At 67.7% G+C, this 12,499-nt stretch carries 8 protein-coding genes; all 8 read right to left on the reverse strand.

The features are described from left to right. Positions 1-19: 19 nt before the first annotated feature. Positions 20-1,381: a TldD/PmbA family protein gene (locus tag PQB87_RS09560; protein WP_059488448.1), complete on the reverse strand. Its 1,362-nt coding sequence runs from the start codon at positions 1,379-1,381 to the stop codon at positions 20-22. Beyond that, entirely contained in the window at positions 1,381-2,832 is a 1,452-nt protein-coding gene (locus PQB87_RS09565; RefSeq protein ID WP_059488445.1) for a TldD/PmbA family protein, read from the reverse strand. Before PQB87_RS09565 ends, PQB87_RS09560 begins: the two co-directional genes overlap by 1 nt. Beyond that, complete coding sequence (locus PQB87_RS09570; protein WP_489241562.1) at positions 2,825-4,468, reverse strand: ABC transporter ATP-binding protein; 1,644 nt, start codon at positions 4,466-4,468, stop codon at positions 2,825-2,827. Before PQB87_RS09570 ends, PQB87_RS09565 begins: the two co-directional genes overlap by 8 nt. After that, positions 4,468-5,580: an ABC transporter permease gene (locus tag PQB87_RS09575; RefSeq protein WP_027787338.1), complete on the reverse strand. Its 1,113-nt coding sequence runs from the start codon at positions 5,578-5,580 to the stop codon at positions 4,468-4,470. Before PQB87_RS09575 ends, PQB87_RS09570 begins: the two co-directional genes overlap by 1 nt. Then, positions 5,534-6,586: a microcin C ABC transporter permease YejB gene (locus PQB87_RS09580; RefSeq protein ID WP_059688020.1), complete on the reverse strand. Its 1,053-nt coding sequence runs from the start codon at positions 6,584-6,586 to the stop codon at positions 5,534-5,536. Before PQB87_RS09580 ends, PQB87_RS09575 begins: the two co-directional genes overlap by 47 nt. A gap of 13 nt (positions 6,587-6,599) precedes the next feature. Further along, positions 6,600-8,453, reverse strand: coding sequence for an extracellular solute-binding protein (locus tag PQB87_RS09585; protein WP_489242842.1), 1,854 nt, complete (start codon positions 8,451-8,453; stop codon positions 6,600-6,602). 326 nt (positions 8,454-8,779) lie between these two features. Then, positions 8,780-11,566, reverse strand: a complete 2,787-nt coding sequence (locus PQB87_RS09590) for a TonB-dependent receptor (protein WP_222157074.1) — start codon at positions 11,564-11,566, stop codon at positions 8,780-8,782. A gap of 316 nt (positions 11,567-11,882) precedes the next feature. Then, complete coding sequence (locus tag PQB87_RS09595; protein ID WP_042975880.1) at positions 11,883-12,458, reverse strand: helix-turn-helix domain-containing protein; 576 nt, start codon at positions 12,456-12,458, stop codon at positions 11,883-11,885. Between the last annotated feature and the right edge of the window lie 41 nt (positions 12,459-12,499).

Below are 12,499 nucleotides of genomic sequence, written 5' to 3' on the forward strand. Positions count from 1 at the left end.
GCGAGTATCGGCAGCCGCGTTACAGCGTGAGTTCGAACGCGCGCGCGAGCAGCCCCGGCAACTGCGCGCCTCCGGTGGCGCGCTCGCCGTAGGTGTCGTCGTTCGCGAGCAGCGCGGGCGCCGCGCCGAGCTGCTCGAGCTCCGATCCGAACAGCCGGTAGAAACTGTCGTCGAACCGCATCGCGTCGACCGGCGCGACGATGCGCCCGCCTTCGACCCAGAACGTCGCGAAGCGCGTCATCCCCGTCATCCGGCAGGCGATCGGGTCCGAGAAGTTCAGGTACCAGAGGTTGCCGACGTAGAGCCCCGTGTCGAGCGCGGCCAGCACGTCGGCATCCGCGAGCGTGCCGCCCGCGATCGTCAGCGACTGCGGCGATTCGCCGTTGTCCGCCCCGTTCGGCACACGCCCGTGCTCGCGCGCGGTGCGTGCGCTCACGAGCTGCCCTTCCCCCCGCCCGCCGACGACGAGCGGCACGCTGTCGCGCCGGTAGCCGTCGGCGTTGAACGCCGGCGCGATGCCCAGCGAGAAATCCTCGGTGATCGACACGCGTGGATCGAGCGCGACCTCGCCGGCGTACAGGCGATGCAGCGGGCTGCGGGCGCTCGCCAGCGCACGCGCCGAAAAGCCGCTCCAGCCGAGCAGGCTCGTCATCTCGTGAACGGCGTCCGGCGCGAAATACGCGCGGTAGCGTCCGGGCGCAAGCGCCTTCGGCGTGCGGCCGAGCACGGGCAGCCGCGCGGCGGCCGCCTCGACGCGGGCGGCGAACGCCGCATCGCTCCAGTCGTCGCCTGCGTAGGCGGTCTTGATCGCCCGTCCGCTCGGGTCGTACAGCGACCAGCTGAAGTTGAAGTTCTCGACCTCGTACCAGCCGCGGCTGCCGGTCGACGACGCGAAGCCGCGCGCCAGCGTGCCACCCGCGTAGAAGCCGACGAAATCGAGACCGCGCGCGCATTCGGCCACGACGCGCGCGAGCCCGTCCGCATCCGGCAGGCGCCCGGTGCGGTGGGTTTCCTGCAGCCACGACGAGGTATCGAACAGCAGGTGCGGATCGTCCGGCGCATCGCGCAGGCCGTCGCGCAGCACGGCCAGCGCGGCGGCCAGTTCGGGCAGGTCGGCCGCCGGATCGCCGCAGACGGTCAGCGCCGAGTGCGCTTGCCGCGCCCCGTCGACGAGCCGCACGGACAATCGCCCCTGCGTGACGCGCCCGGTCTGGCGAATCCTGCCGCCGTTGAAGCGGACGAAGTCGGACGTTTCGCTCGAGAAACCGAGCAGGACGGTTTCGGCCGGCGCCTTCAACCGTTGCGCCTCGTCGGCGAGCCGGGTGAAATGCGCATGCCAGTCGATGCCGGCGCGGCGTGCCATCGGATCGAATCCCGTCATCACGCGCCTCCGAATACGTCGACATCGGCGAACACGCAGGCCGGCGCGGCGTGGCCGACCCGGATGATCTGCGCGGGCTCGCCCTTCCCGCAATAAGGCGTGCCGTAGATGCCGAACGTGCCCGCATCGCCTACCGCGCGCAGGCTGCGCCAGAACTGCGCAGAGATGCCGCGGTAGTTCGGGCGCTTGACGACCTGCGTGAGCCGGCCGTTCTCGATCAGTTGCCCGAATTCGCAACCGAACTGAAATTTGTTGCGGTGGTCGTCGATCGACCAGGACGTGTTGGTGCGCATCAGGATCCCGTGCTCGGTGCCCGCGACCAGCGCATCGAGCGACTGGTCGCCGGGTTCGACGTTCAGGTTCGCCATCCGGTCGATCGGCGCGCGGTTCCAGCTCGACGCGCGCGAATTGGCGACACCCGGCAGGCCCGCACGCTGCTGCGACAGCGCCCCGCCGAGCAGCCGTTCGAGCACGCCGTTGCGGATCAGGTACTGCTTGCGCGCCGGCGTGCCGTCGTCGTCGAACGCGTAGGACGCGGCTTCGGCGGCCGGCTCGGGATCGAACGTGACGTTCAGCAGCGGCGAGCCGTACTGATAGTGGCCGACCATCTCCGGCCTGACGAAGCTCGATCCGGCGAAGTTGCGCTCGTCGCCGAGGATCCGGTCGAGTTCGAGCGGATGGCCAATCGATTCGTGGATCTGCAGCATCATCTGGTCGGGCATCAGCAACAGGTCGCGCCGGCCGGTCGGGCAGTTCGGTGCGGCCAGCAGCTGCAGCGCCTCGTCGGCGACGCGCGCGCCGGCGCCGTCGAAGCCGTAGCGCGCCAGCACGTCGATGCCGCCCTGCGCCAGCGTGCCCGATTGACCGAGCGAGCGCGTCTGCGTGTCGCCGTCGCCGTGGGCGACGGCGTGCAGCTCGGGCATCAGGAAGCGGAACCGCTGGTCGATCCGGACGCCGTCGCTCGTCAGGTAACACTGCTCGGTGTCGACGATCATCACGCTCGCCGCGCGCTCGACGATGCGCGCGCCGAGGTTCGCCGCCGCGCATTCGTGCGCGAGACGCTCGATCCATTCCGCGCGCGACGGCAGCGCCGCGTCGACATCGGGCGACGCATACGTGCCGCTCGTCTGCGGGCGCGCGGCCTGGCGATGATCGACCAGCGCCCACGGCGCGCTGGCCCGTGCCCGCGCGGTCGCGATGTCGAGCGCCGCCTGCAGCCCGGCCGGGGACAGGTCGGGTGTCGCCGCATAACCCGCGCCCGTACCGGCCCGGGCCATCAGCATCGCGCCGCGCTCGCGCGTGCGCGAGAACGGCTGCGCGACGTCGTTGCGCACCGCATGTTCGTCGATCGTCTCGTCGACGATACGCAGCGACCAGAAATCGGCGTCGCTGCGCAACGCCTGCGCCGCCTGTACGGCTCGGGCGCCCGGCGCCCGGTTCTCGTCAATCATCGGTTCTCTCTTGCCTCTGCTCCAGGCCGCGCGCCGGCGTCGGCATGGACGACGCGAGCAGCGCCCGTGTATACGGATGGGATGGCGCGTGCAGCACGTCGAGCGTCTCGCCCGCCTCGACCACGCGCCCCGCCTTCATCACGATGACCCGGTGGGCCATCGCACGCATCACCGCCAGATCGTGCGTGATGAACAGGTAGCTGAGTTTGTACTTCTTTTGCAGATTCGTCAGCAGATTCAGCACCTGCTTCTGGATCGACACGTCGAGCGCGCTGGTCGGCTCGTCGAGCACCAGCAGTTCCGGCTCCACCGCCAGCGCCCGCGCGATCGCGATCCGCTGCCGCTGCCCGCCGGAAAACTCGTGCGGATAACGCAGCATCGCCTCGGCCGGCAGCCCGACCTCCTGCAGCAGCGCGGCGATCCGCGCCCGCCGCGCGTCGCCGGTCACCTGCGGCCGGTGCACGCCCAGCCCTTCGCCGACGATCTGCTCGACCGTCATGCGCGGCGACAGCGAGCCGAACGGATCCTGGAACACCACCTGCATGCGTCCGTACAGCGTGCGCCGGCCCTGCGTCGTGCGCAGCGACGCGAGCGGCATGCCGTCGATCTCGATCCCGCCCGACGCCGGCCGCTGCAGGCCGAGCACCGCCGACGCGAGCGTCGATTTCCCCGAACCCGACTCGCCGACGATCCCGAGCGTTTCGCCGCGCTTCAGGCTCAACTGCACGTCGTGCACGGCGCGGAACGTCGTCTTGCCGAGCACCGAGCGCCAGCCCTTTGCCGCGATGCGGTAGTCGACGGCGAGTTGCCGCACGTCGAGGATCGTCTGCGCGCCGGCGGCGACCGGCTCGACCGCCCGTTGCGGCGCGCTGTCGAGCAGCCGGCGCGTGTACGGATGCTGCGGCGCCGCAAACAGCCCGGCGGTCGTGCCGGTCTCCACCAGCACGCCCTTCTCCATCACGGCCACACGCTGCGCGAAGCGCCGCACGAGGTTCAGGTCGTGCGTGATCAGCAGCACGGCCATCCCGCGCTCGGCGGCCTCCCGCTCCTGCAGCTCGATCAGCAGGTCGACGATCTGCTGGCGCACCGTCACGTCGAGCGCGGTGGTCGGCTCGTCCGCGAGCAGCAGCCGCGGCCGGCACGCCAGCGCCATCGCGATCATCGCGCGTTGCCGCTGCCCGCCCGACAGCTGGTGCGGGAAACTGTCGATACGCCGCTCCGGCTCGGGAATCCCGGTGCGGCGCAGCAGCGCGATCCCGCGCTCGCGCGCCTCACCCGGGCGCAGCCCCTCGTGCAGCCGCAGGCTCTCGGCGATCTGCTTGCCGATCGTATACAGCGGATTGAGCGCCGTCATCGGCTCCTGGAACACCATCGCGATATCGGCGCCGCGGATGCCGCGCATCTGCTGCTCGGTCTTCGCGAGCAGATCCTCGCCGTCGAACAGCATCCGTCCCGACAGCGTCGCCTGCTGTGCGAGCCGCAGGATCGACAGCGCGGTCACGCTCTTGCCCGACCCCGACTCGCCGACGAGCGCCACGCGCTCGCCGCGGCCGATCGACAGGCTCAGGTCCTGGACGGCCGCGTTCGCGCCGAAATGCGCGGAAAACCCGTCGATCTGCAGCAACGGTCTCGTCATCATCGCCCTCCGCCGAATGCCGAGCCGCGCGTGCGCGTGTCGAGCGCGTTGCGCAGCGCATCGCCCATGAAGGTGAGCAGCAGCAGCGTCACCACCAGCGCCGCGAACGCCGCGATCGAGATCCACCACGCATCCAGGTTGTTCTTCCCCTCCTGCAGCAGCTCGCCGAGGCTCGGTGTCGGCGGCGGCACGCCGAGCCCGAGGAAGTCGAGGCTCGTCAGCGACAGGATCGCCGCGCTCATCCGGAACGGCAGGAACGTGATCACCGGCGTGAGGCTGTTCGGCAGCACGTGGCGCCAGATGATCTGTGCGTTCGTCAGCCCCATCGTGCGTGCCGCTTTCACGTAGTCGAGCGCGCGGTTGCGCAGGAATTCGGCGCGGACGTAGTCGGACAGCACGAGCCAGCCGAACATCGACAGCAGCACGAACAGCAGCCACAGCGACGGCGTGAAGATCGACGCGAAGATGATCAGCAGGTACAGGTCGGGCAGCGCGCTCCAGATCTCGATCAGGCGCTGGCCGACCAGGTCGGTACGGCCGCCGTAGAAGCCTTGCAGCGCACCGGTCAGCACGCCGACCAGCACGCCCGATACCGTCAGCGCGAACGCCATCAGCACCGACAGCCGGAACCCGTACAGCAGCCGCGCGAGCACGTCGCGCCCGAACTGGTCGGTGCCGAGCCAGTTGCTGGCCGACGGCGGCGCAGGATACGGGCGCGACGCGAAATAGTCGATCGTGTCGTAGCGATAGCGGTTCGGCGGATAAAGCGCGAAATTGCCGTGCGACTCGAGTTTCGTGCGGATGTACGGGTCGAGATAGTTCGTCATCGCGGGAAAATCGCCGCCGAACGCGGTCTCCGGATAGTCCTTCACGATCGGGAAGTAATAGTGCCCGTCGTAGCGCACGATCAGCGGCCGGTCGTTCGACAGCAGGTTCGCGCCCAGGCTGAGCACGAACAGCACCGTGAAGATCACGAGGCTCCAGTAGCCGAGCGGCTGTGCGCGAAAGCGCAACCACGTGCGCCGCCACGGCGACGGCGAGGCCGCGCACGCGGCGCATGCCTGGTCAGTGGTCCAGGCGGTTGAACTGGATACGGGGGTCGACGAGGACATAGCAGATATCCGCGATGAGTTTGGTCAGCAGGCCGATCAGCGTGAACAGGAACAGCGAGCCGAGCACGACCGGATAGTCGCGGCGGATCACCGAGTCGTACGACAGTTGCCCCATGCCGTCGAGCGAGAACAGCGTCTCGATCAGCAGGTTGCCGTTCAGGAAGGCGCCGACGAACGCGGCCGGCAGCCCGGTGAGCAGCGGGATCGCCGCGTTGCGCAGCACGTGCTTCCACAGCACGTCGCGCTCGGGCGCGCCCTTCGCGCGGGCGGTCAGCACGTATTGCCGGCCGATCTCCTCGAGGAACGTGTTCTTGGTGAGGATCGTGACGATCGCGAAGTTGCCGACGACCGACGCCGTCACCGGCATCACGATGTGCCACAGATAGTCGAGGGCCTTTCCGATCACCGTCAGGTCGTCGAAGTTGTCGGATGTAAGCCCGCGCATCGGGAACACCTGCCAGAACGTGCCGCCGCCGAACAGCATCAGCAGCAGCACGCCGAGCACGAAGCCCGGCACCGCGTAGCCGGCCAGCACCAGCACGCTCGTCACGGTGTCGAACCGCGACCCGTTGCGCACCGCCTTCGCGATGCCGAGCGGCACCGACACCAGGTACGTGAGGATCACCGTCCACATCCCGAGCGTGATCGACACCGGCAGCTTCGAGCGAATGACCGCCCACACGCTGCGATGCGCGAAATAGGACTGGCCGAGGTCGAACGTCGCATAACTCTTCAGCATCAGCACGTAGCGTTCGAGCGGCGGCCTGTCGAAGCCGAACTGCTTGCGGATCTGTTCGATCTGCTGCGGGTCGACGCCCTGGCTGCCGTGGTAGCCGCCGCCTCCGCCGCCCGCCTCCCCGCCGCGCGCGCTGCCGTGGCGCAGCTGCGCGAGCACCTGTTCGACCGGGCCGCCCGGCACGAACTGCGTGACCGCGAACGTGATCGTCACCACCCCGATCAGCGTCGGGACCATCAGCAGCAACCGCCTGAGTATGTATGCCAGCATCGTCGTTCCCCCGTCAGGCTGCCGGCGCGGGTTTCGCCGCCGGATGCTTCACGTACCAGTAGTCGATGATCCAGTCTTCGTACTGATAGGAGTCCGGCACGATCGCCGGGTGGCCGAGCGTCGCCTTGTACGCGATCCGCGCATTCGGCAGGTAATACTGCGGGATCAGCGCGTACAGGTTGATCAGCACGCGGTCGAGCGCGTGCGTGGCCGTCTCGAGATCGTCGAGCGTGTCGGCGGCGAGCGCCGCGCGGATCAGCGCGTCGACCGCCTTCGACTTCACGCCCGGATAGTTCTCGGAGCCCGGCTGCGACGCGGCCGCGCTGCCGAAGCGGCGCGTCAGCTCCGCACCCGGGATCGTCACGGGCAGGTAGATGTACGTCGTCATGTCGTACTCGAAGTTGTCGAGCCGCTTCAGGTAGACCGCGCTGTCGATCTCGCGCAGGTACGCGTGGATGCCGAGCATCGCGAGCGCCTGCGTGTACGGCAGGATCAGGCGGTCCATGCCGGGCTGGTCGTCGATGATCTCGATCGTCATCGGCGTGCCGTTCGCGTCGCGCAGCGCGCCGTCGCGGTAGAACCAGCCGGCTTGCGCGAGCAGGTCGCGCGCCTGCTTCAGGTTCGCGCGCAACGAGTCGGGCGGCAGCGTCGATGGTTGCCGGATCATCGGGCCGAACACCTCCGGGGGCAGCGTCGAGCGGAACGGTTCGAGCAACGCGCGCTCCTTCTCGCTCGGCATGCCGGTTGCCGCGAACGGGCTTGCCTCCCAGAAGCTGTTGGTACGGCGATACTGCCCGTAGAACATCATCCGGCTCATCCAGTCGAAGTCGAACGCCAGCGCGAGCGCGTGCCGCACCCGCACGTCCCGGAACATCGGCTTGCGCATGTTGATCAGGAAGCCCTGCATCTGCGCGGGGCCGTCAGGAAACTCGCCGCGCTCGAGCATGCCGTTGCGGAAGTTCTTGCCGACGTACTTGCGCGCCCACTGTGTCGCGCTGTATTCCATGCGCGCGTCGATGTCGCCGGCCTTGAATGCCTCGAGCGCCGTGTACTGATCCAGGTACAGCTTGAACGACACGCGCGCGAAGCGGAACATGCCGCGTCGCGACGGCAGGTTCGCCGCCCAGTAGTGCGGGTTGCGCACATAGACGATCTGCTTGTCGTTCTTGCGCTGCTCGATCAGGTACGGGCCGCTCGCGATCGGCGGCACCGTCGCGATCTGGTCGAACGGCGGCCGCGTGCCGTCGGCCCGCATGCCCCACTTCGGCGAGAACACCGGCAGGTCGCCCGCGATCAGCGCGGCGTCGCGCTCCGCGTGCTTGAACTCGAAGCGCACCGTGTGGCCGTCGACGACCACCGCACGCCTGATGATCGAGAACTGTGCGTTGTACAGCGGCGAGGCCTGCGGGCTCGTCAGCGTATCGAACGAATACCTGACGTCGGCCGCGGTGATCGGGTCGCCGTTCGAGAAGCGCGCGGCCGGATCGAGGTGGAACGTCGCCGACAGCCCGTCGGGCGCGACCTCGACATCGTCGGCGATCAGCGCGTATTCGGACGCGAGCTCGTCCCAGCTGCGCTGCATCAGCGTGTCGAACATCAGGTTCTTGATGTCCGGCGCAGGCGAGCCGCGCACGAGAAACGGGTTCAGCGAGTCGTAGCTTTGCGCTTCGTCGTAGTTTTCGAAATCGAGCGTGCCGTTGTCCGGTGCATCCGGATTCGCGTAGTCGAAATGCGTGAAGCCCGGCGGATACTTCGGATGGTCGTATTGCGAGATCGCCGGCACGGCGAGCGCGGCCTGCGGCATGACGCCGCCCGACACGAGCCACGCGGCGCACGCAAGCAGCGCGGCGCGCGTGGCGGCACGCATCCGCGCATGCGTGCGCTTCAGGCACTGAAGGCGCTTCAGGTGCGAGTGGCGCGGCACGCGTGCCCGTCGCCCATTCAACAGTCTCATGGTCAGTCTGTCCGGAAGCGTGCGGGCGCGCTGCCTGCGCACGGTCGATGCCTGTGCCGGACGCCGCATGCCGGCCGCGTCCCGCGTGTGGTTCGTGCTGTACACGATCGGATCAACTGCGCCGCCGCGCGCCCCGGTTGCGGGACGTCGTGGCGCCAGGCGAAAAAAGGCCGCCCCGAAAAGGGGGTAGTGGACGTGGAGCGGCCTGTCCAAAGCCTGTCAGCGCATAACGATCGCCGTCAGAACTTGTACGTCGCGCCCACCTGCGCGAACCGGCCGATGTACGAATACACCGACGTGTCGTACCCGCTCTGGTCCAGCGTGCCGTTCGCGAAGATCGGGTCGTACGGCGGCGTGCGGTTGAAGAGGTTGTTGATGCCGCCGTAGATCGTCCAGTTCTTGAAGCCCGTGTACGTCATCATCAGGTTGAACTGGCTGTACGAGCCGACCTTCGACGGCGCGGGCGCCGGCAGCAGGTTCTGCGCGTACGGGCCCGTGAACTGCCACGTCAGCGCCGCATCGAACTTCCGGTAGTTCCAGTCCAGCGTCGTGTTGCCGCGCCAGCGCGGGAAGCTGCCGCCGAACGGCTGCGTGATCGTGAAGTTGTTGCCCGCGCCGTTGACCGGCGTGCCGCCCGGGAAGCCGATCTTGTAGCTGTTGATGTACGCCCAGTCACCCGACAGCGTGACCGTGCCCCAGCCCTTGAGCGGCAGGCCCTGGCGGAACGTGCCTTCGAAGCCGTTCGTGTCGAGGTAACCGAGGTTCTGGTACGGAATCATCTTGTACAGCAGCTGGCCCGTCGTCGGATCGGTCACGACCTGCGACGGCGCGCCCTGGCCGATCACGTTGTCGATGCGGATCTTGTACCAGTCGAAGCCGAGATCCGTGTAGCGGCTCGGCGACACCTGGAAGCCGATGTTGAAGTTGCGCGTGCGTTCCGGCGCGAGGTTCGGGTTGCCGACGGTGATCGACGTGTAGTTCTGGCCGGTGGCCGGATCGACCTGGATGCCGAGCGTCTGCGACTTGCTGTCCTCGACGAAGGTCGGCGCGCGGAAGCCGCGGTTGTACGACGTATACAGCGTGAGGGCCTTGATCGGCTGGTAGCGCAACGCGAAGCGCGGCGAAAAGGCACCGCCCACGTCCGTGTAGTGGTCATAGCGGCCGGCCTGGCTGAACGTCAGGTTCTCGAGGATCGGCACGTTGATCTGGTAATAGACGGCCGCGACGTTACGCTGGCCGTTCACCGTCTCGAGGTCCGGGGTAACGACCGCCCCGCTCAGGTATTCGGAGCCCGGCGTCAGCACTTCGCTCTGGTGCGTGAACTGCGCGCCGAAACCGATCCCGACGTCGCCGGCCGGCAGATGGAACAGGTTCGGCGTCGACAGCGTCGCGTCGATCGTGTCGAGCTTCGAGATGCCGAGGTTGTTCGCTTCCTGGTACAGCCCGTTGAACGCGTTCGGCGTCGCCGCCGGGTTCGCAAAGTTCAGCGTGCCGTTCTGGTAGATGTTGTTCAGCGCGTTGACGTTCAGCTGGTTCGTGAACACGTTCGACACCGTGCTCTGCGAGTGGCTGACCGACGTCGCCCAGTCCCAGTCGCCGTACGGCAGCGTGAACGACCCCTTGATGCCGGCGGCCGCACGCCAGTAGTTCGCCCAGGTCTTCTGCGCGACCGTGTTCGGAAACGCGTAGGTGAGCGGCGTGGCCGCGCCCGTCGTGTTGTACGGGTTGCTGACCGGTACCGTGTAGTTGAACGGCGACAGCAGCTTCGTCTGCGGATTCCAGACGAGCGCCGGGTTCTGCGGGTTGCCGATCACGTTGTTCCACAGGCCGTCGTTGGTCGTGGTCGTGTTGTAGCTCTCCAGGAAATCCGCGAACGCGGTCGTCTTGTCGTCGATCTTGAAGTCCCCATGGAGCTTCGCGTTCAGGCGCTCGGTCATCGGCAGGATCGACGTGCTTTCAGCCGTGTTGTACGCGCAGACGGTGCCCGGCGAGCCGGACGACAGCGAATTCGATGCGGCCGGATGCACCGAGCCGCCGAACGGGCAGCCCCCGCTCAGCGCCTGCGCGACGCCGCCGGGCATGTTCCAGTACGACGGCGCGAGCAGCGAGAAGCCGCCCGGCTTGCCCGTGAAGTCCTGGTTGCGCGTCGAATCGCGGTCGGCCAGCGTGAAGCCGTTCGACTTGTAGTAGCTGAGCGCGGCCGTCACGTTGAAGCGGTCGGCGTTCAGGTCGCCGAAGCCGCCGAGCACGCCGAACTTCGTCGTGCCGTCGCCGTTGCCGGCATTGATCGCGCTGCCGAGGCTGCCGTCGAGCTGCAGGCCGCGGAAATTGTGTTTCGTGATGATGTTGACGACCCCGCCGATCGCGTCCGAACCGTACTGCGACACGGCGCCCGTCTTCACGATTTCGATCCGCTCGATATCGTTGAGCGGGATCGTGTTGAGGTCGAAGAACGAGTCGACGCTGTTCGAGAAGAATGCGTAAGGTGCGACGCGCTGGCCGTCGACCATCACGAGCGTGTACTTCTCGGACAGGCCGCGCAGCGCGATACCGGCCGCGCCGGCCGCGAAGTTGCCCGATTGCCCTTCACCCCAGCTGTTCGCCGAGTTGGCCGCCGCATCGCGCAGGAAGTCGGTGACGGTCACCGCGCCGCTGGCCTGGATTTCCTTCGGCGTGATCGTCTGCACCTGCTGGAAACCGGTCTTGTCGGCCTGCCGGATCAGCGAACCCGTCACTTCGAAGCGCTTGATCTGCGCGACCTTGCCCTGCCCGTTCGCACCGGGTGCGGCGGGCGCGGCCTCGGTTGCCGCGTCGGGCGCCGCGGCGCCCGTGGCAGCGGCGGCATCCGGCGTGCCGCCCGCCTGTGCAACGGTCACGGGCGCGCCGTTCGCGACCGCATCCGCGATCGCGACGGCGCCCGGCGCCGGCTGGCTCTGGGCAAACGCCGGCGGCGCCAATACCGCCGTCAGCGCCAGCTCCGCCCAGACTATCCTCTTGATGGCCAACGCCAAAACTCTCTGCTTCATCTTGTTCCCTCTCGCTCGTAGTAAGACCCCACCTGCTGCGCGCCGGAACCTTGTGAATTCCTTGCGCGTCCTGGGTGACCGTGTAACGGAACCCGCGATTGCCACGCCTTCGATTGCCACGCTTTCTACCGCCACGACTCGAACGGCTCGGCTTCGGGGCACCAGCACCATTCAGCGTCACCGTCGTTTTCTATTTTGATTCGCCATACTAAACACCTACATTGAGCGCATTACCTGCTTCCTGCCGATTCGACCGGCATCCGCTGCCGATCGGGTACCTCTCCTTCCTGACGGCCCGCCGTGCCGGCCGCCCTTGCTAGAACAGCCTGGGCGTGCCGACCCAGACGATCACCGCCTCTTCGTCGGCCGTATTGCGCCACGCATGCGGCATCGTCGACTCGTAATGCGCGGTATCGCCCTCGTTCAGCGTGAACGTGCAATCCTCGAGCGTCAGCGCCACCTGCCCGCGCAACACGTAGACGAATTCCTCGCCCGCGTGCGTCGTCATCTCGGACGACAACTGCCCCGCCGGCATCCTGACGAGGATCGCGTCGAGCTTGCGGCCGTCCACCAGATTCGTCAGCCTGGCGAACCGGCTGGCCGAGTTCGTGAACTGGAAATACTGCAGCGCATCGCCGCGGCATACCGAGCGTGCCTCCGTCGGCGTGTCGATGAAGTACTGCATCGTCACGCCCAGCGCCTTTGCGATCCGGACCAGCGACGTGATCGACGGCGTCGCCCGCCCACGCTCGACCTGCGACAGGAACGGCTTCGAAATGCCGGCGATCGTCGACGTTTCGTCGAGTGTGAGTTTCAGGCGCTGGCGCAGCGCCCGGATCTTGTTGCCTAGCGACACGGCGACGAGCACCGACTCATCAGGGGGCACAACCATGGGAAGACGGTCCCTCGCAGTCGAAATCGGTTTGATGTCGT

The sequence above is a fragment of the Burkholderia sp. KL41 genome, from assembly GCF_057005415.2.